At 72.4% G+C, this 24,469-nt stretch carries 19 protein-coding genes; 9 read left to right on the top strand and 10 right to left on the bottom strand.

The features are described from left to right. The first annotated feature begins 10 nt into the window (after window positions 1–10). Window positions 11–610 carry a hypothetical protein gene (locus tag O7631_RS03515; RefSeq protein WP_278142993.1) on the top strand — a complete coding sequence of 200 codons (600 nt, stop codon included), beginning with the start codon at window positions 11–13 and terminating at the stop codon, window positions 608–610. Window positions 611–612: 2 nt separating this feature from the next. Here the strand turns inward: O7631_RS03515 and O7631_RS03520 are convergent, their stop codons facing one another. After that, the gene (locus O7631_RS03520; protein WP_278147828.1) at window positions 613–1,170 is read right to left on the bottom strand and encodes a hypothetical protein; all 558 of its coding nucleotides are present in this window, start codon (window positions 1,168–1,170) and stop codon (window positions 613–615) included. Between the two features lie 194 nt (window positions 1,171–1,364). On the opposite strand from O7631_RS03520, the gene O7631_RS03525 reads away from it, so the two are divergent. Beyond that, window positions 1,365–3,926, top strand: a complete 2,562-nt coding sequence (locus tag O7631_RS03525; RefSeq protein ID WP_278142994.1) for an FtsK/SpoIIIE domain-containing protein — start codon at window positions 1,365–1,367, stop codon at window positions 3,924–3,926. Between the two features lie 46 nt (window positions 3,927–3,972). Then, entirely contained in the window at window positions 3,973–4,674 is a 702-nt protein-coding gene (locus O7631_RS03530; RefSeq protein WP_278147829.1) for a hypothetical protein, read from the top strand. An 82-nt stretch (window positions 4,675–4,756) separates the two neighbouring features. Here O7631_RS03530 and folE read toward each other — a convergent pair whose 3' ends face one another. From folE to O7631_RS03550, 4 genes are all read right to left on the bottom strand, one after another. Beyond that, window positions 4,757–5,422 (bottom strand): GTP cyclohydrolase I FolE, encoded by a 666-nt coding sequence (gene folE, locus O7631_RS03535; protein WP_030328001.1) that lies wholly within the window; start codon window positions 5,420–5,422, stop codon window positions 4,757–4,759. A gap of 35 nt (window positions 5,423–5,457) precedes the next feature. Next, window positions 5,458–7,476 (bottom strand): ATP-dependent zinc metalloprotease FtsH, encoded by a 2,019-nt coding sequence (ftsH, locus tag O7631_RS03540; protein ID WP_269682025.1) that lies wholly within the window; start codon window positions 7,474–7,476, stop codon window positions 5,458–5,460. Window positions 7,477–7,896: 420 nt separating this feature from the next. Beyond that, window positions 7,897–8,472 carry a hypoxanthine phosphoribosyltransferase gene (hpt, locus tag O7631_RS03545; RefSeq protein WP_030328005.1) on the bottom strand — a complete coding sequence of 192 codons (576 nt, stop codon included), beginning with the start codon at window positions 8,470–8,472 and terminating at the stop codon, window positions 7,897–7,899. Between the two features lie 99 nt (window positions 8,473–8,571). Further along, on the bottom strand, window positions 8,572–8,721 hold the full coding sequence (locus O7631_RS03550) for a hypothetical protein (RefSeq protein WP_157742442.1): 150 nt from the start codon (window positions 8,719–8,721) through the stop codon (window positions 8,572–8,574). 138 nt (window positions 8,722–8,859) lie between these two features. Here O7631_RS03550 and O7631_RS03555 point away from each other — a divergent pair, with 138 nt between their 5' ends. Next, on the top strand, window positions 8,860–9,822 hold the full coding sequence (locus O7631_RS03555) for a helix-turn-helix domain-containing protein (protein WP_278142995.1): 963 nt from the start codon (window positions 8,860–8,862) through the stop codon (window positions 9,820–9,822). Window positions 9,823–9,885: 63 nt separating this feature from the next. On the opposite strand, the gene tilS is transcribed toward O7631_RS03555, so the two are convergent. The 3 genes from tilS to dacB all read right to left on the bottom strand — a co-directional run bounded on the left by tilS (window position 9,886) and on the right by dacB (window position 13,538). Beyond that, a complete protein-coding gene (gene tilS, locus O7631_RS03560) occupies window positions 9,886–10,869 on the bottom strand; it encodes a tRNA lysidine(34) synthetase TilS (protein ID WP_278142996.1) in 984 nt (327 codons plus the stop codon). 10 nt (window positions 10,870–10,879) lie between these two features. Continuing rightward, window positions 10,880–11,950: a zinc-dependent metalloprotease gene (locus tag O7631_RS03565; RefSeq protein ID WP_278142997.1), complete on the bottom strand. Its 1,071-nt coding sequence runs from the start codon at window positions 11,948–11,950 to the stop codon at window positions 10,880–10,882. Between the two features lie 103 nt (window positions 11,951–12,053). Next, entirely contained in the window at window positions 12,054–13,538 is a 1,485-nt protein-coding gene (gene dacB, locus O7631_RS03570; RefSeq protein ID WP_278147830.1) for a D-alanyl-D-alanine carboxypeptidase/D-alanyl-D-alanine-endopeptidase, read from the bottom strand. Window positions 13,539–14,196: 658 nt separating this feature from the next. Between dacB and O7631_RS03575 the strand changes: the two genes are divergently transcribed. Beyond that, window positions 14,197–14,703, top strand: coding sequence for an inorganic diphosphatase (locus O7631_RS03575; protein ID WP_269682022.1), 507 nt, complete (start codon window positions 14,197–14,199; stop codon window positions 14,701–14,703). Window positions 14,704–14,734: 31 nt separating this feature from the next. On the opposite strand, the gene eccD is transcribed toward O7631_RS03575, so the two are convergent. Further along, window positions 14,735–16,138, bottom strand: coding sequence for a type VII secretion integral membrane protein EccD (gene eccD, locus O7631_RS03580; protein WP_278142998.1), 1,404 nt, complete (start codon window positions 16,136–16,138; stop codon window positions 14,735–14,737). A gap of 101 nt (window positions 16,139–16,239) precedes the next feature. Between eccD and eccCa the strand changes: the two genes are divergently transcribed. The 4 genes from eccCa (at window position 16,240) to O7631_RS03600 (ending at window position 23,227) form a co-directional block, all read left to right on the top strand. Beyond that, entirely contained in the window at window positions 16,240–20,223 is a 3,984-nt protein-coding gene (eccCa, locus tag O7631_RS03585) for a type VII secretion protein EccCa (RefSeq protein WP_278142999.1), read from the top strand. Window positions 20,224–20,297: 74 nt separating this feature from the next. Beyond that, the gene (gene mycP / locus O7631_RS03590) at window positions 20,298–21,638 is read left to right on the top strand and encodes a type VII secretion-associated serine protease mycosin (RefSeq protein WP_278143000.1); all 1,341 of its coding nucleotides are present in this window, start codon (window positions 20,298–20,300) and stop codon (window positions 21,636–21,638) included. Between the two features lie 52 nt (window positions 21,639–21,690). Beyond that, window positions 21,691–22,482, top strand: a complete 792-nt coding sequence (locus O7631_RS03595; RefSeq protein ID WP_278143001.1) for a phosphatase PAP2 family protein — start codon at window positions 21,691–21,693, stop codon at window positions 22,480–22,482. Between the two features lie 37 nt (window positions 22,483–22,519). Next, window positions 22,520–23,227 carry a phosphatase PAP2 family protein gene (locus tag O7631_RS03600; protein WP_278143002.1) on the top strand — a complete coding sequence of 236 codons (708 nt, stop codon included), beginning with the start codon at window positions 22,520–22,522 and terminating at the stop codon, window positions 23,225–23,227. Between the two features lie 12 nt (window positions 23,228–23,239). Here the strand turns inward: O7631_RS03600 and O7631_RS03605 are convergent, their stop codons facing one another. Then, window positions 23,240–24,418 (bottom strand): MarP family serine protease, encoded by a 1,179-nt coding sequence (locus O7631_RS03605; RefSeq protein ID WP_269682016.1) that lies wholly within the window; start codon window positions 24,416–24,418, stop codon window positions 23,240–23,242. Between the last annotated feature and the right edge of the window lie 51 nt (window positions 24,419–24,469).

The raw sequence follows: 24,469 nt of genomic DNA on the forward strand, positions 1-24,469 counted from the left end.
CACCGCAAGCATGACCGGACCGTTGCCGGACCCGTTCGCTGACCAGCCAGACTGGGCGCCCCGGCCGCCCCGCCCGTTGGCTGTCGTCCCCGCCACCGATCGGGTGGAGCTACGTGGGAGACGGGTTCTGGTAGGGCTGCCGGGGATGGGTTGGCGAGGGGACCTGCGCGCGGACGACAGGGTGGTGCAGAACGCCCGGACCTACGTGCCGGTCATCCCCGAGCACGAGTGGTACCGGGCCGAAGCCGACCAGGTGGAGGTGTTCGCTCCGTTGGTGCCGGTCGAGCGGGTCTGGGTGGAGACGGTTGGCAGCCGCCCGGTCGCGGAGGATGAACGGGAGACCGGCATCCGACTGGTCTCGCTGGACGGCCCAGCACACCGGCCACCCACACCCGTCTTCGAGGCCGACGCGGTGACCGGTCGACGGGTGGTGCACGTCGAGGATGGCCGTGAACATCGCGACCTGCGGGCAGTCACCGAGACCTACTCGGGTGCCGAGGGAGACATCTGCGTCCGGATCACCCCGGAGGTGGAGTGGTACCGGTGGGCCTGGCGCGGCCAGTCACCCACCACCCTGGAGGTACCGGTCCACTTGTTGTGGATCGAGTAAGGTCATTCAACCTTGCTGCTGCTACAGACCAGCCAGCCATCCTGCTTCTCGACGTCAAATCGCCACGTGTCGGTCAAGCTCTGCTGCACGCCATCCACCGTGGCAGTACGCCGAATGACCGTCTCGACCGAGCTGGTGCTGCCCTGATCATTGACGTCCAGGCTGCCCCAACTGACACGGATAGTGACACCAAGCTGCTTCTCACGCTCAAGGAGGTCGCTCCGCAAACTCCGGATAGCCTCCAACTCCGCCCCACCTTCACAGGTGTAGAGGTCCGCTCTCGCGTCGTTGCGGTCTACGAGAAATGCGCGTAGGTAGTTGTCAACAGCCACGTCGGGTGCGCTGCGATCGGGGGCTGCCGCCCGGTTGTACAGCACGTAGCCCGTGATGGCTCCGGCCATGCAGAGCACAGCGAGGACCCCGGCGACGACGGTGAGCACGGTCCGCATTCGACGGCGCGGCGGCTGAGGCGCCGGTGGTGCCGCAGCCGGCGGCAGCTGCTCGGACGGTGCCCGTTGGGCCGGTACGCGGGAGACCTGGGAACCGGCGGGGGGCTGCACTGATTCCACCTCCTGAAGTTATCGGCTGGACGCCTCGGAGCCAATGCCTCAGATCCAGCGGATCGTGACGGACCCCTCCCCACCGGTGAGATCCACGACATCCCCGGCGCACCGCCGAGGCACCTCCCGGAGGAGCGGACCCGGCTGGGATACCGTCTCTGCTGGGGAGGGGTTGCCAACCTCGGGCAGAGGGGGTGGACGCGGTGGCCGGTCCGAAGGCTCGTACGAACCGCGCCGCAGCTCTGCATCGTCGGGCGGCGGCAGTTGCGACCGCCGCTGCCGGGATCCTGGACGAGACGCGACCGGCCCCGGCCGATCAGCGCCGCCAGTACGAGGTGGCCGACCGCCTGCGCGAGGTCGCGGCACGGCTGGCTCCGGGTTGGTCGGGTGCGGCACTGGATTCGCTGACCGCTGACACTCCGGCGGGTGATGGTCCGCCGCTGTTCGTGCGGGTCGGCACGGCGGCACCGTTGGATGACGCCCGTTTTCCCGCACTGGTGCCGTTGGTGGGCACCGGTCATCTGAGCGTGGACGCGGACGCCCGGGAGCCTCGGGTGGCGGGGTTGCTCCGGGCCGTACTCCTGCGGTTGTTGGGTGCGACACCGGCGGGTGCGTTGTTGGTTCGTGCGGTGGATGCCACTGGTTCGGTGCTGACGTCGTTCGGTCCGCTCGCCGATGCCGGCCTGTTGCCGCCGCCCGCGGTGGACGTGACGGGCCTGCGCGCGGTGTTGACCGAGGCGGAGCAGTGGGTCACGCCGAATGCGAGTGGGCGGCGTCGGCACGACCGTACGTTGCTGTTGGTGGTCGCGGCGTTGCCGGAGTCGACTGGCCCGAGCGACCTGGCACGGCTTGAGGCGCTGGCCGAGCAGGGTCCGGCGGCGGGGTTGCATCTGGTGGTGGCCGGTTGGCCTCCGGCCGGCCCGTACGCGGTCCGGGCGCCGCTGCCGCGTACCACTGCTGTGGCGTTGCGCAACGCGTACGCGTTGGTCGGCGATCCGCCGGGGTCGTCCTTCGCCGGGCCGGGCGCGGATCCCCCGGGTGGGTTGAACTCGCCGGTGTTCGTGGAGTCGGATCCGCCAACCGAGTTGGTGGGCGCGGTTTGTCGACGGCTGGCCGAGCAGGTGGAGGCGGGTTCACGGTTGGCGTTGGCGGCTCTGCTGCCGCCGAGGGGTGAGCGTCTGTGGGAGTCGGACTCCGTGGACGGGATGACGACCACGGTCGGCGATGCCGGGGGCCGGTCGGTGCCGTTGGGCTTCACCGAGCTGACGCCGCACTGGCTGGTGAGTGGCCGTTCCGCAGGTGGTCGTGCGGCGTTCCTGACCACGGCGTTGCTGGGTCTGGCCGCCCGGTACGGCCCGGACGAGCTGTCGCTCTACCTGGCGGATCTCGGCGATGGTGAGTCCTTCGTGGAGTTCCTGCAGACCGAGCGGGACCGGTCATGGATTCCGCAGGTGCAGGCCGCCGCGATGGCCGCCGACCGGGAGTACGTGCGGGATCTGCTCGACGAGCTGACGGCCGAGGTGCGGAGGCGGGCGGAGGCGGCGGCGCGGGCCGGCGGGCAACGGTTCGCGGAGTTGCGTCAGCATCAGTCGTTGCCCCGAATCGTCTGCGTGGTGGAGAACGTGCCGTTGCTCTTCGCCGAGCGGGACCGGCTGGCAGCCGAGGTGGCGGCCCAGTTGGACGGGTTGGCCCGGTCCGGTCGGGCGTTCGGCGTGCACCTGGTGCTGGCCGGCGCGGGTGAGCTGGGGTTGAGCGGCCGCGCCGATGCCGGTCACCGGGATTCGGTGCTCGGGCAGTTTCCGGTGCGGGTGGCGTTGCCGGGCGGCAGCCCGGTGCTGGAGCCGACGAACGACTCGGCGGCCGGTCTGCCGGTGGGCAGCGCGGTGGTCAACACCGCCGGAGGGCTCGGCGGCCCTCGGGGTGCGATCCGCGGTCACGAACGTCTGATCCGCTATCCGGACCCGCAGGACCACCCGGAGGTGGTGGAGGAGCTTCGGCACGAGTTGTGGGCGGCCCGCCCGGCCGGGTCGGTGCCGCCGGTGGTCTTCGCCGGTTACGCCCGACCTCTGCTGAGCAACGATCCGCGGCATCGGGCGGCGTTGGCCGGGCAGGCGCACGGGCCGGCCGCGTTGCTGGGCCGTGCGGTGGACCTGGCCCGCTCGACGGTCGCCGTGCCGTTGGGGCCGGCGGCCGGGCGCAACCTCGCGGTGCTGGGTTCGGGTGCCGCGGCGGGCGGGCTGTTGGCGACAGCTGCCCGGAGCACCGCCGACCATCATCCGCCGGGCACCGCTCGTTTTCTGGTGGCGGCACCGGACCCGGGCTCGCGGGCGCTGGCGGAGGCGTTGACCGCCGAGCTGGCGACCCGTCATTCGGCCGAGGTGGTGGACCTGCCGACGCTGCTGGCGGATTCGGCCGACGAACTGCCGACGTACCTGGTGGTCTTCGGCCTGGACCGGCCGGGCCCCCGGGAGTTGCCGGTGGACCGGCTGCGGGCGTTGCTGCGGGACGGGCCACCGACCGGGAGGCACCTGCTGGGCTGGTGGCGTGCGGTGCCGCCGTTCGCGGCGTTGTTCGAGCCGGCGGGCGAGGTCGACAAGCTGGCCGCCGTGGTCGTGCTGGACGTGCCGGTCCCGCAGCTCACGGCCGTCTTCGGGCGGCCGGTGGATTGGCAGGTTCGTCCCGACCGTGCGGTGCTGTGGGACGGCCCCGACGAGCGGGGCCGCGTCCTGGTGCCGTTCGCTGACGAGACCGGCTGATGCGGTGACGCGAGCGGGAGGTGTCGAGGTGGGTCCGAACGCGACGGTGACCGGGCCGGGGCGGCAGCGGGCCGCTTCGGCGGACGGGCAGGTGACGCCGACGGCGGTCGAGCCGAGCACGGTCTGGGCGGAGTACCTGGCCGCGGCGCGTCAGCTGGATGGGGTACGCCGCAGCGCGGCTGCCGCAGCCGGTGAGCAGGCCCGGTCGGCGGAGGCCGCCCGGGAGGAGCTGACGGCGGTCCGGACCGGGTTGGCGAGTCAGCAGGAGCGGCTGCGGGAGTTGGGCGTACCGGCGATCTCCCTGGTGCCGTCGCCGCCGGAACTGACCGAGGCGGCCCGGTCGATGGCGGGTGGCCCGGCGGCGGTGCTGGCGGCGCTGCGGGCCGCGCGGGGTCGGGCCGAGGCGGCGGACGCGGCGCTGGGCACGCGCCGCCGGTTCCGGCCGGGGTCGTGGTCGGTCCGGGCGCGCAACCTCCTGGTGTACGGGCCGTTGGCGCTGGTGGTGCCGCTGATTCAAGTCGCGGTGTACGCCGCCACGGGCATCGGGCCGGCCACCGTGGCGGCGCTGATCTGTGGGCTTCCGATGCCGGCGGTCGCGTTCGTCGCCGGCTGGGTGGGCATCGGGCGGTTGTTCCGCGTCGGCCCGGCTGAGCGGCTGGACCGTACGGTGCGCTTCGGTGCGCTGGTGTGTCTGGTGCCGGCGGTACTGGTAACGGCCGGCCTGCTGCTTGCAGTGCTCGCCGGCTGACCAGCGCGGGCCGCGGTTGGGGCAGGAACGGAATCGGCCGGCCGTCCCGGGAGGGGTCGGCCGGCCGTGGTGTGTCGGTGGGTCAGCGGGGGATGATCAGTGCCATCGCCTCGGCCCGCGATTTCGAGTCCGTCTGCAGGATGCCGCGCACCGCTGACGTGATGGTCTTGGCACCGGACTTCTGAATGCCGCGCATCGCCATGCACATGTGCTCGCATTCGAGCACGACGACGACGCCGCGTGGTGCGAGTTTGCTCATCAGCAGGTCGGCGACCTGCGAGGTGAGCCGCTCCTGCACCTGGGGTCGACGGGCGAAGACCTCGACCAGCCGGGCCAGCTTGGACAGGCCGGTGATCCGCCCGTCCGGGCCGGGGATGTAGCCGATGTGCGCGCTGCCCCGGAACGGCAGCAGGTGATGTTCGCAGAGGCTCATGACGTCGATGTCCCGGACGATCACCAGCTCTTCGTGGTTGGCCTCGAAGGTGGTGCTGAGGACCTGCGCCGGGTCGACCCGCAGGCCGGCGAAGAGTTCGGCGTACGCGCGGGCGACGCGGGCCGGGGTCTGTTGGAGACCGTCGCGGTCCGGGTCCTCGCCGACCGCGATCAGGATCTCGCGGACGGCCTTCTCGATCCGGCCCAGGTCGACGGCGTCCTCGACCGGGCGACCGGTCAGCTTGCCGCTGATCAGCCGCGCGGCCACGTAGTCCAGCTCGTCGTCGCCGTCGGGTTCGGTCGCGGAGACGGCCAGCTCCCGGTGGGGGGAGCTGGCCGTCGGGTCGTTGCTCAGTGCGTGCCGTCCGAGTTGTTGGACGGCGTCCCACCGCCGACCGACGCCTGCGCGCCGTCAGCCTGGGCCTGCGCCTTGAGCTTGTCCTTCTCCGCAGGGGTGAGCACGGGCGGCTCGGTGGAGGGCTGGCGCTTGCCGAAGCCGTTGTACGGGGCCAGCGGCGGGCGCTTGACCACCCGGGAGCAGATCCGCGCCATGTCGGCGGTGGAGAGGGTTTCCTTCTCCATCAGCTCGAGCACGATGTTGTCCAGGACGTCCCGGTATTCCACCAGGATCTCCCAGGCCTCGTCGTGCGCCAGCTCGACCAGTGCCCGCATCTCGCCGTCGATCTCGGCGGCCACCGAGTCCGAGTAGTCCCGCTCGTGGCCCATGTTGCGGCCGAGGAACGGCTCGTCTCCGCTGGTGCCGTACTTGATCGCGCCGAGCTTGGAGCTCATGCCGTACTGGGTGATCATCGCGCGGGCCAGTTGGGTGGCCTTCTCGATGTCGTTGCCGGCACCGGTGGTCGGCTCGTGGAAGACCAGCTCCTCGGCGGCCCGACCGCCCAGCGCGTACGCCAGGGTGTCGATCATTTCGGCGCGCGTCTGGGTGTACTTGTCCTCCGTGGGGAGCACCAGGGTGTGGCCCAGCGAGCGGCCGCGCGACAGGATCGTCACCTTGTGCACCGGCGCGGCGTGCGGCAGCGCCCAGGCGACCAGCGCGTGCCCACCCTCGTGGTACGCGGTGATCTTCTTTTCCTGGTCGCTCATCACGCGGGTCCGTCGCTGCGGACCTGCGATCACCCGGTCGATCGACTCTTCGAGCGAGTCGTTGGTGATGGCGCGCTGGTCCTTGCGGGCGGTGAGCAGGGCCGACTCGTTGATCACGTTGGCGAGGTCGGCGCCGCTGAAGCCCGGGGTACGCCGTGCCACCGAGTCGAGGTCGACGTCGGGGGTGAACGGCTTGCCCTTGGCGTGCACCCGCAGGATGGCCTTGCGGCCCTCCATGTCGGGGGCGTCCACCGGGATCTGCCGGTCGAACCGGCCCGGGCGCAGCAGCGCCGGGTCGAGGATGTCCGGCCGGTTGGTGGCGGCGATCAGGATGACCCCGCCCTTGGTGTCGAAGCCGTCCATCTCGACGAGCAGCTGGTTGAGCGTCTGCTCGCGCTCGTCGTGACCGCCGCCCATGCCGGCGCCACGGTGCCGGCCGACGGCGTCGATCTCGTCGACGAAGACGATCGCCGGGGCGTTCGCCTTGGCCTGCTCGAAGAGGTCGCGGACCCGGCTCGCGCCGACACCGACGAACATCTCCACGAAGTCGGAGCCGGAGATGGAGTAGAAGGGCACTCCGGCCTCGCCGGCGACCGCGCGGGCCAGCAGGGTCTTACCGGTGCCGGGCGGGCCGAACAGCAGCACGCCCTTCGGGATCTTGGCGCCCAGAGCCTGGTACTTCGCGGGGTTCTGCAGGAAGTCCTTGATCTCGTGCAGTTCCTCGACGGCCTCCTCGGCACCCGCGACGTCCGCGAAGGTCGTCTTCGGAGTGTCCTTGGTGATCATCTTCGCCTTGGACTTGCCGAAGTTGAGCACGCGGGAGCCGCCGCCCTGCATCTGCGACATGAAGAACAGCAGCAGAAGGACGAGCAGCGCGATCGGCAGCAGGTTGACCAGCAGGCTCACCCAGATGCTGTCCGAGGAGACCTTGACGTCGGCCGGACCGGTGACCCGGTTGGCCGCCTTGGCGTCCAGCACCTCGTTCCAGATCTGGTCGCCAGCCTGGTACGGGAACTGAGCCTCGATCTTGTCGGTCTCGGTCTTGCCGAACTTCGTCTTCTGAGCGAGGTCCAGTTGGACCGTCTGCTCCTTGTCCTGGAAGACGACCTTATTGATCTTGGCGGTGTGCAGCTGGTCGAGCGCAACGGAAGTGTCCACGCGGTGGTAGCTGGGACCAGCGGTGAACAGTTGACTGAGCACAACGGCGCCGAGGATGACCAGGATGATCCAGACCACCGGTCGGCGGAAGAAACGCGTACGTTCCATACTGTTGTCGAGCGCCGAGGCGCCCGCATCCTCCTGATCGACGTCCTGACCGTCTGATGGTGTCGCCGCGTGTGCGGCGGCCGGAGCCGCCGTGCGGGCCGGCCTCGACCCCGAGGCGCGAAAACTGCCGCGCCGCGGTCATTCGACGGTACACCGTGTACGCGAGGAGTGAGCTTGCGAGCCCCGCAGTCGTGCACCATCAAACGCCCCGGGTCGGAACCGGCGTGGCGGGGAGTCCGGCCCGGCCACCCGAACGCCCGGTCACGCGGTCGAGGGGGTCGGGCGCGGAGTAACCTCCGGGCCACCGTGTTCCACGGTAACCGCAACACCTGAGAGCGCGCTGAACGTCGGCTTGATGGATGCCGATACGAATGGGCCTCACGCCGCCGCCGAGCCGCCGCGACAGCTCACGGCCGGGCGTCAGGAGCGGGCGTAGACCTCGGGCTTGAGCACGCCGACGTACGGCAGCTCCCGGTAGCGCTCACCGAAGTCCAGGCCGTACCCGACCACGAACTCGGTGGGGATGTCGAAGCCCACGTACTTCACCGGGACCGGCACCTTGACCGCGTCCGGCTTGCGGAACAGCGCGACCACCTCGACGCTCGCCGCCGAGCGCGACTCCAGGTAGCGCAGCAGCCAGGACAGGGTGAGCCCGGAGTCGACGATGTCCTCGACGACCACCACGTGCCGACCGGCGATATCCCGGTCCAGATCCTTGAGGATGCGGACCACACCGGACGAGGTGGTGCCCTGGCCGTAGGAGGAGATGGCCATGAAGTCCAGCTCGGCCGGTGGGCCGTTGCGGCCCAACGCCCGGGCGAAGTCCGCCATGAACATCACCGCACCCTTGAGTACGCACACCAGCAGCAGTCCGTCGCCCACGTGGGCGTAGTCCGCGGAAACCTGCTTGGCCAGCTCCGCCGTCTTCTCGCGGATCTGCGCCTCGGAAATGATCACGTGGTCGATGTCGGCGTCGTACCAGGAGCCGTCAGCCATGCTCCTAGCCTGCCGTACGTCGGATGGCCTCCGTCGGCGGGGCCGCACCTTTTGGCGCGGTCCCGCCAAGGATTTTCTACGCAAACTGCGCCAACCACATCAGTTGGTACGGGAACGCCATCGGCGACCGTCATCGCTCGGCTTCCAGTCGGCCGAATCGTGGCTGTCCGCAGTGAGCCCGGCCGCCGAGGCGGCGGCGAGCAGGACGAGGAACAGGAGAAGGAACAGGAACTCCATGGCGGCGCTCACTTTCGCATGGTTGCTGTCGGTTTCGCCGCCGGTGCGCACCGGACTGAGACCAGTCTGCGCCCACCCGGACCGCCCGGACAGTGGCAGTAATGCCAGTGACCATCGATTTACTGCCACCTGTCGGGTTACCCTCGTCACATGCTCCGATCCGTTGCCGTCCTCGCCCTCGATCAGGTCGCTCCGTTCGAGCTCGGCGTGCTCGCCGAGGTGTTCGGCACCGACCGCACCGCCGACGGTTTCCCCGGCTACCGCTTCCAGGTGTGCAGCCCCGACGGCGCTCCGGTGCGTACGTCGTCCGGCTTCCACCTCACGCCCCACGCCGACCTCGGCCCGGTCGACGAGGCCGACCTGGTCGCCGTCCCCGCGCACAAACAGGGCACCACCGTTCCCGGCCCGGTGCTGGACGCCCTGCGCCGCGCCGACGCCCGTGGGGCGTACCTGTTCAGCGTCTGCTCCGGCGCCTTCCTGCTCGGCGAGGCCGGGCTGCTCGACGACCGGGAGTGCACGACCCACTGGCGGCACGTCGATGAGCTGCAACACCGGCACCCCCGCGCCCGCGTGCGGTGCAACTCGCTCTACGTCCAGGACGGTCGGCTGCTCACCAGCGCCGGCACGGCGGCCGGCATCGACGCCTGCCTGCACCTGATCCGCCAGGAACACGGCTCGGCCACCGCGACCCGACTGGCCCGGCGGATGGTGGTCCCGCCGCACCGCGACGGCGGCCAGTCCCAGTACGTCGAGGCGCCCATCCCGAAGGCACCCGAGGCGCCCACGCTGGAGCCGGTGCTGGAGTGGCTGATGGGCCACCTGGACCGGACGATCACCGTCGAGGAGTTGGCAGCGCGCGCCGGCATGGCACCCCGCACGTTCGCCCGCCGTTTCCGCGCCGAGACCGGCACCACCCCGCACGACTGGCTCACCAACCAACGGGTGCTACTGGCCCGCCGGCTGCTGGAGGAGACCCCGTTGAGCGTGGAGGCGGTCGCCGACCAGGCCGGCTTCGGCGACGCGGCGGCGCTGCGCCACCACTTCAGCCGCCGGGTCGGCGCCACCCCCCACAGCTACCGGACCACGTTCCGGGACCGGGCACACAGCGGCTGACAACCACTCCGCCGGCCGCGACCCGCCCAGTCGGGCGGGCGACGGGTACCGCCGGCCGGCGTCTCAGCCGGGTGCCAGCCGGTCGGCCCGGCGGAGGACCCGGACCCCGCCGGGCAGGTCCGCCGGGCCCTGACCGTGCCAGGCGGTGACCAGAGCGTCCAGCGCGCCGACGTGCCGGTGCGACAACGCACCCGCCTGGGCGCCCAACTCCCGCGCCCAGGCGTGCAGCACCCGGCCGCGTACCGCAGGGGTGAGAGCGAGCAACGCCGGCGCCCAGAGCCCTCCGTCGGGGTGCCGAGCCGCCGCCAGCGCCGTCGCCGCCAACTCGTCGAGCGCGGCGTTGTCGGCCGCCACCAATCGGGCGGTACGCGCGAGGTTGTCCACCACCCCCGGTCCGAGCGCCCGCACCAACGCCGGGAGCAGGTCGGCCCGCACGCGCGACCGGGCGTACGACGGGTCGGTGTTGTGCGGGTCCTGCCACGGGCTCAACCCGAGCACGGCGCACGCGGCGCGCGTCTCGTCCCGGCCGATCTCCAACAGCGGACGCAGCAGCGGCACACCGTCCAGCTCACGCCGGGCCGGCATCCCCGCGAGGCCGCGCGGACCGGCACCCCTGGCGAGCGCGAGCAGCACGGTCTCCGCCTGGTCGTCACGGGTGTGCCCGGTGAGCACAGCGACCGCGCCGTGCTGCCGGGCGGCCTCGACCAGCGCCTCGTACCGCGCTTCCCGGGCAGCCGCCTCCGGCCCACCCGGACGCCCCGCCACCTCCACCCGGACCACCGATGCGGCGGTGAAACCGGCTCCACGGGCCCACGCGGCCACCGCCTCGGCGCGCTCCGCGGAGCCGCCCTGCAGGCCGTGGTCGACGCTGACGAGCACGGTGCCGCGGCCCAGCCGGGGTGCCACGAACGCGGTGGCCGCCGCGAGGGCGAGCGAGTCCGCGCCGCCCGAGCAGGCGACCAGCACCGGCCCGTCCGAGGGCAGACCGGTCAGAGCACGGCGGACCGCCACCCGGATCGCGGCCACCGGCGGAGCGAGCGCGGCCACCGTCGGGTGGTCAGCCAGCGGCCGGGATGGTGCCGGCCGGGCCGTGCACCCGGGCGACCCACGCGTCCGGGTCGCCCAGCTCCGACAGCCGCGGAAGTGTGAGCGGCGAGTTGAAGATGGAGTTGAACCCCTCCATGCCGACCCGCTCCACCACACCGTGCACGAACTTGCGCCCCTCGGCGTACTGGCGCATCTTGACGTCCACCCCGAGCAGCCGGCGGATCGCCTTCTCCAGCGGGTTGCCGGCCTCACGGCGGCGGTTGAACGACGCCCGGATCCGCTCCACGCTCGGAATCACCTGGGGCCCGACGCCGTCCATGACGAACTCGGCGTGCCCCTCCAGCAGGGTCATCAACGCGGTGAGCCGGTCCAGCACGGCGCGCTGCGCCGGGGTCTGCACGATGTCCAGCACGCTGGTGCGGCTGTCCTGGTCGCGGACCGCCTCGGACAGGGTGGCCACCCCGCGCCGCAAGCGCTCGACCAGGTGCTCGTTCCCGCTGGACGAGGCGTCGACGAACGCCTGCACCTCGCTCAGGAAGTAGGCCCGCATCCACGGGACGGCCGTGAACTGGGTGCGGTGGGTCACCTCGTGCAGACAGACCCAGAGGCGGAAGTCCCGTGGGTCGGCGCCGAGCTTGCGCTCCACCTCGACGATGTTCGGTGCGACGAGCAGCAGTTGACCCGGGTCGGCCGAGAAGACCTCGTACTGGCCGAGCACCCGACCGGAGAGGTAGGCCAGCACCGTCCCGGCCTGCACCCCGGTCAACCTGGACCCGATCGCCTCGGTCAGCGCGCCCGGCTGCTTGTCACCGGAGAGCCGGCTCACCAGCGGGGTGATCACCTCGCGGAGACCGGCGATGTTGGTCGCCGCCCAGTCGCGGCGGTCGACCACCCGCACCGGCGGGTGCGACACCTGCGCCGTCAACCCCGTGTAGTCGGCCACGTGCCCGGCCGCCTCGTCGGTCAGCCGCCGCAGGTCGCCGACCACGTCGGTGGCCTCGGCGTACGACACCCGGGGGCCCGACTTGCTCAACGCCCCCGCGGTGGCGGCGGCCAGATCCCAGTCCACGAACTGCGCCATGAACCCACCGTACCCGCGCCGCGACACCCCGGCCCGGCCTCGCGTCCTCGATCGACGCCGATGGCCGCTCCGGCGGGGGCCGGACGACCCCGGCTCGGCGACGTCAGCCGCAGCCGCAGCCGGCCAACGCGGCGGTGATCCGGTCCAGCGCCGGTTGGGCGGTCTCCTTCCCGCCCGGCACCTGGTCGGTGAGCACGGCGAAGGTGAGCAGCCGACCGTCGGCGGTGGTGACCAGGCCCGCGATGGAGTGCACGGCGGTCAGCGTGCCGGTCTTGGCCCGGACGCTGCCCGCACCGGCGGCGGTGCCGGGGGTGTTCCGGTAGCGCTCGTCCAGGGTCCCGGACCAGCCGCCCACCGGCAGACCGCCGAACACGCCGGCCAACTCCGGATGGTCCGGGCTCGCCGCCAGCCGGATCAGGTCGGTCAGCAGCGACGGGCTGATCCGGTTGCGGCGGGACAACCCGCTGCCGTCGGAGAGCGTGATCTCGTCGGCCGGCAGACCCAGCTCGGCCACCTGCGCGTCCATCGCGGCGGCGCCACCGTCGAACGAGGCCGGCTGGTTACGGGCCAACGCGACCTGGCGGGCCAACGCCTCGGCCACCAGGTTGTCGCTCTCGCTGATCATGATGTCGACCATCCGGATCATCGGCGGGGACTGCACCACGCCCAACTCGGCACCGGGTGCCGGGGTGCCACCGGCTGCGGCCTGGGCCGGAGCCGGCGCCGTGCCGCGCTTCACGGTGTCGGTCGGCACGCCGAGCAGCCGGGCGAACGCCTTGCCGGCGGCCAGGTCCGGTTCGGCGAACCGCGCGGCCGCCCCGTGGTCGACGCTCGGGTCTCGGCGCGCCCCGTCGGTCATCAACGCGGTCACCGCGCCGCCGGACCCGCCGGTGGGGATGTCGTCGTCCCAGCCTGGGCCGTAGACCGGGCCGGAGTAGACCGAGCCGTCGACGGTCACGCTGGTCGGGGAGGCCCCGCCGAGCGCGGTGCGCACCTGGGCGGCCAGGTCGTCCAGGCGTGCCGCCCCCGGGTAGTAGCCCTTCTTGTCGATCGCCAGGGTGGGATCGCCGCCCCCGATGATCACCACTTCGCCGGCCTTCGCACCGGCCACCGCGCGGGTGGGTATCCGGTAACCGGGTCCACGGGCGGCCAGCGCGGTCACCCCGGTCGCGAGCTTGGTCACCGAGGCGGGGACCGTGCCGTCGTCCGCGCCCTTGGCGAACAGTGTCTGGCCGGAGATCACGTCGGCCACCGAGACGTTCACCCGGCTGCCGAGTGCGGCGACGCCGACCAGCGGGTCGAGCACGGCACGAACTCCGTCGGCGGTGGGCAGCGGCGCGTTCGGGTCCGGGCCGGCCAGCACGTCGGACGGATCGGGATCCGGGGTCTCAGCGGCGGCCTTCGGGCCGGACCCGGCGTCGTCGCCCAGCCAGCCGGCGACCGGGCCGGGTCGGGTGACGACGACTCCGACGCCGGCGAGCACCAGCAACAGCACGACGGCCAGGACCACCGGCAGCCGCCGACGGCGGCCCCGCGGGACGGGTGCAGGGGCCGGCGCGGCATCGGCGGACGCGGGCAACGCGGAGATCGGCGGACCCAGCGGCGGGCCGCCCGGAGCGTTCGGGGCGCGGCCGGGCACCGGGCTGACCGGCGCGGGGCTGACCGGGACCGAGGCACTGCCGCGTGGCGAACCGCCCGAAACGGGACCGGCCGGCACCGACGCGCTGCCCCTCGACGAACCGCCCGGAACGGGACCGGCCGGGACCGAGGCACTGCCCCTCGGCGAACCGCCCGACGCCGGGCCGACCGGCACCGAGGCGTTTCCCTGCGGCCTACCGCTCGCCGGTCGGTCACCGTCGAGCGCCGGAAAGCGACCGTTGTTCGGGCCGGGAGGGGGCGACCCGCCCGGCGGGCGCCAGGGCAGCGGCGGAGGCCTCTCGGGCGAGACCTCCGGCGCCTGGTTCGCCGGCTCCGGAGTCCGTGGAAGGTGAGCCTCGGGCACCGGGACGCGACCCGTCGCACCGCCCGAACCGGATCGTCCGGTACCGTGCCCGGAGCCCCCGTCCGGGCGGTAGTGTGAATCTTCCCTCCCCACGACCCCCTCCTCCCCCAGCGAAAATCGGCTTGGGTGACACTACTTCGGTCCGAAGACTATGCGGCGGCCGGAGTCGGCGGGTGGGCATTCACCTGTCCGGAGGGCGCCAGTGGTTCCGTTAGCCAGCGTGGGCAGACGAGGGAGCGTGCACATGGATTTCGACGTTACGGTTGAGATCCCCAAGGGTCACCGGAACAAGTACGAGGTGGACCACAAGACCGGCCGGATCCGGCTGGACCGCACCCTCTTCACCTCGACTCAGTACCCGGCTGACTACGGGTTCATCGAGGGCACGCTGGGCGAGGACGGCGATCCGCTGGACGCCCTGGTGCTGGTCCCCGAGCCGACCTTCCCGGGCTGCCTGATCCGCTGCCGCACGATCGGCATGTTCCGGATGACCGACGAGAAGGGCGGGGACGACAAGGTCCTCTGCGTGCCCTACGAGGACCCCCGCCAGGAGCACCTGCGCGACATCCACCACCTCGGCGAGTTCGACCGGCTGGAGATCCAGCACTTCTTCGAGGTCTACAAGGACCTGGAGCCCGGCAAGTCGGTGGAGGGCGCGACCTGGGTCGGCCGCACCGAGGCCGAGGCCGAGATCCATGCCTCCTACCAGCGGGCCAGGGACGCCGAGGCGCGTGGCGAGACCCTTCACTGACACACGATGACGCACCGGGCCCGGTGGCCGCTCAACCGAGCAGCCCCCGGGCCCTGTCATACAGGTCGAGCACCGCGCAGGCGATCGGCACCACGGCGACCACCAGCGCCGTGTCGGTGAGGTCGGCAGCGCGTCCGACGTACGGGGTGACCGGCCGGCGGGCGTACCCGGTGCCGGCGGCGATGGTCACCAGGGCCAGCACCGCCGCACCCAGGACCAGCGCGAGCCGCGCCGGCTCGTCGAACCGGCCGACCAGTACGATGCCGAGCGCCGCGTAGCCGGCCAGCCCGGCCAGCACCGTCGGAACCCGGTGTCGCAGCGCCACGAACAGTCGCGAGCGCAGCAGCAACACGGCCGAGGTGACCGCCACGAGAACCCGGCCGGCCGTTCCACCGACGACCCCGAGTACGACCGCTGCGGCCACCGCCAGCACGGCGTGCCCGATCAACATGCCGGTGAGCATCTCCTCGGTACGGATCACCGCGGCATGCACCCGGCTGCGGTCCGGGAGATCGCGGGCCCGCTGGGGCTCGTCCACGGCGGCCGAGGTCGGCAGGGTGATGGGCGGCAGGGGCAGCTTGCCCAGCCGGATGGCCAGCAGCGGGATCACGCCGACGGCGAAGACCAGCGCGCTGAGCAGCACCGCCGCCGTGCCGGCCGGGGTCAGCAGCAGCCCACCGAGCGCGGCACCGGCACCGGTCAGGCCGACCGTGACACCGGCGACGAAGACCCGTAGCCGACTGGCCACCCCCAGCAGGCCGATCAGCGCCACCAGCAGCAGTGCCACCGAGCCGGCCAGCAGTTCGGGGGCGCCCACCCAGCGGGCCGGGCCGAACGGCGCGACCGGATCGCCGGACCCGACCGCGAGAGCGCCGGACGTGAACGCGTACGGCAACGCGTAGCCGCCCAACGTCGCCCCGGTCGTTCCGTCGCCGTTGGCGCGGGAGGCCACCGCGCCGGCCACGGTGAGCACCAGCGCCACCGCGGCGGCCGCCAACCAGCCGGTCCGGTGTGTCGGGCCGCTGACGAAGAGGGCCAGCAACCCGACGGTGAGCGGGACGGCGGCACCGGCCAGGCTGGCGACGCGGGTGGCGATGGGCGACCAGGCACCACCTCGGCGGCGTGCACCGTCGGCGATCGCCTCGACCACGTCGTCGTACTCCAGCTCGGGCCAGTGCGCGCGGGCCGGCACCAGGTGCAGCACCTCGCCGTCGCGAACCCCCTGCGGCAACAGCGCCTGGGCTGTCGCGAGCACCCCGCCGTCGGTGCGCCGCAGGACCCAACCGCCGTGCTGCTCGCCGTCGTCGGCCAGCCCGACGCCGGCATGTCGGAGCACGTCGGGCAGCAGTTCGGCCAGCGGCACCTGCTCCGGCAGGGCGACGTCCAGCCGTCGTTGCGGCGCGCTGATGGTGACGCGGGCCAGCCCGGTAGTCATCGACTGGTCTCCATATCGACGGGGATCGGAGGCTGCGCGGACGACAGGACTTTACCTACCATGAGTCCGGCTCGGGTTACCCAGCGCTGTCAGGAGGCCGAGTGTCCACCGTCGTCATCAAGCGTCCTCCGCGCCGACCAGCGCCGGAAATCCCCGCCGGCGAACTGCCGGTGGAGGCGCCGCCGGAGATTCCGGTGGTGACCGGCGGGCGATGGCAGCAGATGCTCATGCTGCTGCCGATGCTCGGCGGCACTGTCGCGATGGCGATGATGTTCGGTCGGGGCGGCGGCGCCTACTCGTACGTGGTGGGCGGGATGTTCGGGCTCTCCTCGCTGGCGATGTTGGTGACCTCCTGGGGCAGCGCCTCCGGCACCCCGAAGAAGTCCGAGATGATGGCCGCCCGGCGGGAGTACCTGCGACACCTGGCGACGCTGCGGCGGCGGGTTCGCCGGACCGCCGGCCAGCAGCGCGCGGGGCTCTTCTACCGGCACCCCGACCCGGGCCGGCTCTGGTCGACGGTCGACAGCCACCGCGTCTGGGAGCGGCGACCGGGCGACCCGGATTTCGCCGTGGTCCGCGTCGCCGTCGGACCGCAGACCCTGGCCACGCCACTCGTCGCACCGGTGACCCGGCCACTGGAGGAGCTGGAACCGATGACCGCCGGCGCGCTGCGCCGCTTCCTGGACGCGTACTCGGTGGTGCCGGACCTGCCGGTGGCCCTGTCGCTGCGCAGTTTCGCCCGGGTGCACATCCGATCCGCCGGCCGCGCCGCGGGTGGCGCCCCCGCGACCGGCGGCCCACCCACCGGCGACCCGGTGGCGCAGGCGTTGGTCCGGGCCGTGCTGACCCAGCTGGCGGTCTTCCACGCTCCCGACGAGCTGCTCGTCGCGGTCTGCGCCGGACCGGAACGCCGCGCCTGCTGGGAGTGGGTGAAGTGGCTTCCGCACGCACACCACCCCAGCCGCACCGACGCGCTCGGCCCGCTGCGACTGGTGACCAGCTCCGCCGCCGAGCTCGAAGGGCTGCTGACGGACGTGCTGGCCAGCCGCTCCCGGTTCAGCCCGGCCGGCCCGGCCACCGACGGCCCGCACGTGGTGGTCGTCCTCGACGGTGGCGAGTTGACCGGCGCCAGTGATCTGACCGGTGACGGCGGCATCGACGCGGTCACCGTGCTGGACCTGGACACTCCCCCGCCTCGGCTGCTCGACCGGTACGCGCTGCTGCTGGAGTTGCACGGCCGACGACTGCACTCGCGGTCCACCGACGGGCATGCCGACGTCGGCACCGCCGACCAGCTCGACCTCGCCGACGCCGAGGCGGTCGCCCGACGGTTGGCCCCACTCCGGCTCGCGGGCGCGGCCCGAGGGCCCGACTCCCCGCTCCAGGCCGACCTGGGCCTACCCGAGCTGCTCGGCCTCGGCGACCCGGAGAGCTACACGGCCGAGCAGGGCTGGCTGCCGCGCTCGGCACGCGAGCGGCTGCGGGTGCCGATCGGGGTGGGCACCGACGGCGGTGCCATCGAACTGGACCTCAAGGAGTCCGCCCAGGACGGAATGGGCCCCCACGGCCTTCTCATCGGGGCGACCGGCTCCGGTAAGTCGGAACTGCTCCGCACGCTGGTGCTGGGGCTGGCCGCCACGCACAGCTCCGAGCAGCTCAACTTCGTGCTGGTCGACTTCAAGGGCGGCGCCACCTTCGCCTCGTTCGACAGGTTGCCGCACACGGCGGCCGTGATCACCAACCTGGCCGATGCGCTGCCCCTTGTCGACCGGATGGTCGACGCGATCAACGGCGAGCTGGTCCGCCGGCAGGAGCTGCTCCGCCGCGCCGGCAACTTCGCCAGCGTGCGCGACTACGAGCGGGCCCGGGCAGCCGGCAGCCCGCTGGCCCCGCTGCCGTCGCTGCTGCTGATCTGCGACGAGTTCTCCGAACTGCTCTCCGCCAAGCCCGACTTCATCGACCTGTTCGTGCAGATCGGCCGGCTGGGCCGCTCACTCGGTGTGCACCTGCTGCTCGCCAGTCAGCGCCTCGAGGAGGGACGGCTTCGCGGGCTGGACACCCATCTTTCGTACCGGATCGGGCTGCGGACCTTCTCCGCGCTGGAGTCCCGCACCGTGCTCGGGGTGCCGGACGCCCACGAGTTGCCCCGCTCGCCGGGTCACGGTTATCTGCGCGCCGGCACCGACCCGTTGGCCCGGTTCAAGGCCGCGTACGTCTCCGGTGCCGTCCGTCGGCGGACGGTCACGGCCGGCGCCACCGCCGAGGGTGGCGCCCGGCTGATCACCTTCACCACGCACGCCGTACCCGTACCCGAGCCGGCGGCCCCGGTCGCGCCCGTCGCAGCCGAGGAAGAGGGCCGGGAGACCCTGCTCGACCTCCTGGTGGACCGGCTCGTCGGGCAGGGCCCGCCGGCGCACCAGGTGTGGCTCCCCCCGCTCGGTCAACCGCCGACACTGGACGAGCTGCTCGGCCCGGTGGAGGTGGACCCGGTACGCGGCCTGACCGTGGGCAACCCGGAGCTGCACGGCGCGCTCGGCGTGCCCCTGGCAGTGGTGGACAAGCCGTTGGAGCAGCGTCGGGACCTGCTGTGGCTGGCACTGGACGGCGCGGCCGGGCACGTGGCGGTGGTCGGCGCGCCGCAGAGCGGCAAGTCGACGGCGCTGCGCACGCTGATCTGCGCGTTGGCGCTCACCCACACGCCGGCCGAGGTGCAGGTCTACTGCCTGGACTTCGGCGGTGGCGGGTTGGCCGCGCTACGCGACCTTCCGCACGTGGGCGGGGTCGCCGGTCGGGCCGACCCGACCGCCGTACGGCGCACCGTCGGCGAGATGACCACCCTGCTGGCGGATCGGGAGCGCCGATTCGCGGAGTTGGGTGTGGAGTCGATGGCCGTGTACCGGCAGCGCCGAGCCGCGGCGGGGACGACCAACCACCCGGGCATCGATCCGTTCGGTGACGTGTTCCTGCTGGTCGACGGTTGGAGCACCGTTCGAGGCGAGTACGACGACCTGGAGCCGCTGGTCACCGACCTGGCCACCCGGGGCCTGTCGTACGGGGTGCACGTGGTCGCCACCGCGCTGCGCTGGTTGGACTTCCGTCCGGCGATCCGGGACCTGTTCGGCTCACGGCTGGAGTTACGCCTCGGCGACCCGTCCGACTCGCTGGTGGCGAGGCGTGCGGCCGCGAACGTGCCGGAGCGCGCCGGCCGGGGGGTGACGGCGGAGGGCCTGCACTTCCTGACCGCGGTACCGCAGCTCGGTGCCGCCGCCGGGGACACCGCGGATCTGGTGAAGCGGGCCGCCGACGGGTGGGCGGGTCCTCCGGCGCCCCGGGTGCGGCTGCTCCCGCCAGTGCTGCCGTACGCCGATCTGGACCTCGCCGCGACGACGGGCCTGCGGTTGCCGATCGGGATCGCGGAGGCGGACCTGCGCCCGGTGTTGCTCGACTTCGCCACCGAGCCGCATTTTGTGGTCTTCGGGGACTCGGAGTGCGGCAAGTCGTCGTTCCTGCGGGCCCTGGCCACGTCGATCATCACGCGGTTCACGCCCGAGCAGGCCCGGGTGATCCTTGTCGACTACCGGCGCAGCCTGCTCGGCGCGATCGAGACGCCGCACCTGATCGGGTACGGCACCGCCGCGGCACACACCGCCGACCTGATCGAGTCGGCTGCCGGTTACCTGGAGCGGCGGGCCCCCGGGCCGGAGGTCACCCCGCAGCAACTGCGGGACCGCTCCTGGTGGTCCGGCCCGGAGCTGTTCGTGCTGGTGGATGACTACGACCTGGTGGCGGCCGGGCCCGCGAACCCTCTGCGGGCGTTGGAGGAGCACCTGCCGCACGCCCGCGACGTCGGGCTGCACCTGGTGCTGGCCCGCCGGTCGGGTGGCGCCGGCCGCGCCCAGTACGAGCCGATCGTGCAGCGACTGCGGGAGTTGTCCACCGCCGGTCTGGTGATGGCGGGCAGCCCGGACGAGGGCGCGCTCGTCGGGCCGGTACGCCCCGGCCCGCTGCCGCCGGGGCGTGGTCGACTGGTCACCCGGCGGGAGGGCGTACGCCTCGTCCAGCTGGCACAACTTCCGCCACCGTGACCTGACTCGCCGGTTCTTCCCGTTACAGGTGAGGAAACCGGTAATCTCCGATCGTCATGGTTCCGTCGGGATGAATGGCTGGGGATGTGACTGGGGTTCGGCACAGCGGTCCGTCATCGGCCCGCCGAGCGGCCAGCCGGGCGCTGCTCGGTGTCGCCGCGGCGCTCGCTGTCGTGGGCCCGACCGCGGCGGCCGTGCCCGTCGCCACGCCCACCAACGGCGGACAGCTCGCCGGCGCGTCGATGGCCCTCGCCCCTGGTGACGCGGTCGCCCGTACCGACCAGGTTCGCGACGAACAGTGGCAGCTCGACGAGTTGCGCGCCGAAACGGCCTGGCGCAGCTCGACCGGTCGAGGCGTGACCGTCGCGGTGGTTGACTCCGGAGTGGACGGCAACCATCCCGACCTGGTCGGCCAGGTGCTGCCGGGCAAGGATCTGGTCGGCCCCGGGGGCGGGGCAGGCCCGGATCCGGTGGGGCACGGCACCACGGTCGCCGGTCTGATCGCCGGGCGCAAGGACGACAAACGGGGCGTCGTCGGCCTCGCACCGGACGCCCGGATCCTGCCGGTCCGGGTGCTCGACGAGCAGAACCGCTACGACGACGCGTTGATCGTCGCCCAAGGGGTTCGCTGGGCCGTCGACAACGGCGCCCGCGTGATCAACCTGTCCCTGGGTGGCAGCGGCGACAGCCCGGCCCTGGCCGCGGCTCTGGACTACGCGTTCGTCCGGGACGTGGTCGTGATCGCCTGCACCGGCAACCTGGCGACGTCCACCAGCACCAAGGTCTGGTACCCGGCCCGTGAGCCGGGTGTGGTCGCGGTCGCCGGCCTCGAACGCGGCAGCGACAACCTGTGGTCCGGGTCGATCACCGGGCGGGCGACGGTGCTCACCGCCCCCGCCAGCGGGCTGGTCGGCGCGAAGTCCCCCGACGGGTACTGGCGGGTGCAGGGCACGAGCTTCGCCGCGCCACTCGTGACGGCTACCGCCGCGCTGGTCCGGTCCCGCTTTCCGCAGATGCCCGCCGGTGAGGTGGTCAACCGGTTGCTGGCCACCGCCCGGGACATCGGTCCGACCGGGCGGGACGACCGCTTCGGGTACGGGGTGGTCGATCCGGTGGCCGCGCTGACCGCCGACGTGCCGCCGGTGACCGTCAACCCGCTCGACGACCAGACGTCGCCGGGTGTGACTGGTTTCGGCCCGGCGCCCGGCTCTGCCGACGACGAACCCGTGGCCGGCGCCGGCAGCGACCCGCTCGGGCTCACCGCACCCCACCAGCAGACCCGGTGGACGGCCCGGGCTGCCGGAGGCCAGGACCCGTCCGCTCCGGAGCAGCTGTGGATCGGTCTCGTACTCGTCGTCGCCCTGCTCGGCAGCGCCGCGCTGATGATCCGCCGGTTCCGGCACCGAGCCCGCTGACCGCGTACGACCGGGAGGTCTGACCGGCCATCCGGTCGGGTAAAACCGACGAATGAGTACGCAGCAGCCGCCCACCATCGCCTCCGCCGAGCAGTCGTCCTGGCGGCACCGCCGACTCGACCCGGACCATTCACTGGGGCTGCGGCTGACCCTCGCCTCGGCGGCGGCGTTCCTGGTGCTGGTGCCCTTCGCCCTGCTCACGCTGCTGGTGCTCGGCGCGTGGGCTCCGCTGCACCGGCTGGACACCACGGTCACCGACGCCCTGCACGGCTACGCGCAGGACCACAGGGGGTGGGTCACGCTGATGCGGATCTGGACCGAGGTGTTCGCGCCGATGCCGCTGCGTGCCGTCGCCCTGCTCCTGGTGGTCTGGTTGCTGCGTCGGGGGGCCCGCCGGCTGGCTCTCTGGGCGGCCACCACAATGGTCGTCGGTGGCCTGGTCGGTCCGCTGCTCAAACTGCTCGTCGGCCGCGACCGGCCGGAGTTGCTGGACCCGGTGGCACGGGCCGCCGGCTACTCCTTCCCCTCGGGGCACGCGCTGAACGCGACACTGGCCGCCGGGGTGCTGCTGCTGGTGCTCCTGCCGTACGCCGGGCGCGGGGCGACGCGGGTCGCGCTCTGGGTCGCGGCGGTGCTGCTCACCGTGGTCACCGGGCTGAGCAGGGTGGCGCTCGGTGTGCACTTCACGAGCGACGTGCTGGGCGGCTGGCTGCTCGGCGTGGCGGTGGTGGCGGCGACCACCGCCGCGTTCACCAGTTGGCGGGCGCACAAGGGTCTCCGGCCGGTCCGGCCCACCCGCGACGGCGTCGCCCCCGAGGTCGAACGGCAGCCCGGAGCGGCCTGAGGCGTGCCGACGACCTCGGGCGGGTACTGGCCGACCCATGTCCGACACCGTGGTCCTGATCGCCCGGCGGGTGCTGCTGCCGGTGTCCCTCCTGTTCGGTCTGATGGTGCTGCTCGGGGTGCTGGTCACCCGGGTGTTCGCCCGGACCTGGCCGTTCACCGTCGAGGACGCGGTGAACCGGGAGCTGGCCGCCGACCGTACCGGCGGCTGGAACGACGTCTCACTGGTGTTCAGCACGCTGGCCAGCACCCAGATGATCGTCGTGGTCACCGTGCTGGTGGCGTTGGCGCTGCGGCTCTGGCTGAAGCGCTGGCGGGAGCCGCTGTTCCTGTGTGCGGCGGTGACGGCCCAGGCCCTCGTGTTCCTGCTGACCACGCTGGCGATCGACCGACAGCGGCCGGCGGTGGAGCACATGGACGTCTCACCGCCCACGTCGAGCTTCCCGTCCGGGCACACCTCGGCGGCGGTGGCGCTCTACGTCGGCATCGCCGTGTTGATGGCCCTGCGGACGCGTAGCACCGGGGCGAAGGTCGCCTGGTGGACGCTGCTGCTGATGGTGCCGCTGGGGGTTGCGCTGACCCGGATGTACCGGGGGATGCACCATCCCAGCGACGTGGTGGCGTCCTTCCTCAACGGCGGCACCTGCGTAGCGATCATGGCTCGGGCGGTGCTGGACCGAGGGCTGCGGTGGGGTCGGGCGACGCTGCCGTCCGGGCGTCGACCGGTGGTGCCGGCCGGGAGTTGATCCGCGCGGCGCTCAGGTGCACTCGCCGGTCGCCACCTGCCGGTTACGTTCGGCACCGGCCAACGCCACCGGGCGAGCCTCGGCAGCGGTCACCGCGAATCCGGTGTTCGGGTCGTCGGCCGCAGCCGCGAAGATCACGCCGAGCACGAGGCCGTTGGCGGACAGCAGCGGACCACCGGAGTTGCCACTGCGGACCAGCGCCCGGATGGTGTAGATCTCCCGAGTGACGTCACCGGAGGAGTAGATGTCCGGCCCCTTGATCTTGTCGACGTCGCGGATCCGCGCCGACTGCGCGTTGTAGGGGCCGTCCAGCGGGAAGCCCAACACGATCGCGTCCGAGCCACTTCCGGCGTTGCCGGCGGCGAACCGCATGGACGGGCCGGGCAGACCGGGCACCAGCAGCACCGCCAGGTCCCGGTCCGGGTCGTAGACCACCACCTTGCCGTCGTACCGCTCACCGCCCAACTCCACGGCGACCGAGCGGGTGCCGGCCACGACGTGCGCGTTCGTCATCACCCGGTCGTCGGCGTACACGAAGCCGGAGCCCTCGATACGACGCGAGCAGCCGGGCGCGGAACCGAGCACCTTCACGACCGACCGCTGACCGTTGACCACCACCTGCGAGCCGGCCAGCGCCGGGTCGGGCGGGTCGACCTGCCGGGCCCGGGTGGGCGCGAGATCACCGAAGACGTCCGGGAACCCGTCGGTGTCGACGGTGTCCTCCAGCGCTGTGGACAACCTGTGTGCCTGTTCCGGCACTACCTGGTTGACCACCGAGATCAACGCGCTGTTCCGCACCGACGCGGCGAGCCAGGGCACCGAGGACGAGCCGAGCGGCACCGCCACCAGCCAGGCGAGCAGCAGCACCGCGAGCAGCGACACCAGCGCGCCACCCACGTCGTCGACCCGTTTGCCCACGTCGCTGGTGATCGTCTTACGCAGGTGCGAGCCGAGCCAGCCGGCGAGCGCCTGCCCGACCACGGCCAGCCCGAAGATCGCCACGAGCGAGATCAGCACACGGGTGCCGGCGTCCACGAACTGTCTGGCGAACAGCGGCCCGAGTTGGAGACCCAGCAGCAGACCGAGGAAGAAGCCGGACAGCGAGGTGATGCCGATGACGAAACCCTGGCGGTATCCGCTGATCGCGAACACGAGCATGAGCAGCAGCAGGACGAGATCCACGACGGACACGGGTCAAGCGTACGGGCAGTGCGCCCGCCAGATGACCATCGCTTGCCGAAG

Origin of the sequence: Micromonospora sp. WMMD967, from assembly GCF_029626165.1 — a bacterium.
GTDB lineage: Bacteria > Actinomycetota > Actinomycetes > Mycobacteriales > Micromonosporaceae > Micromonospora > Micromonospora taraxaci.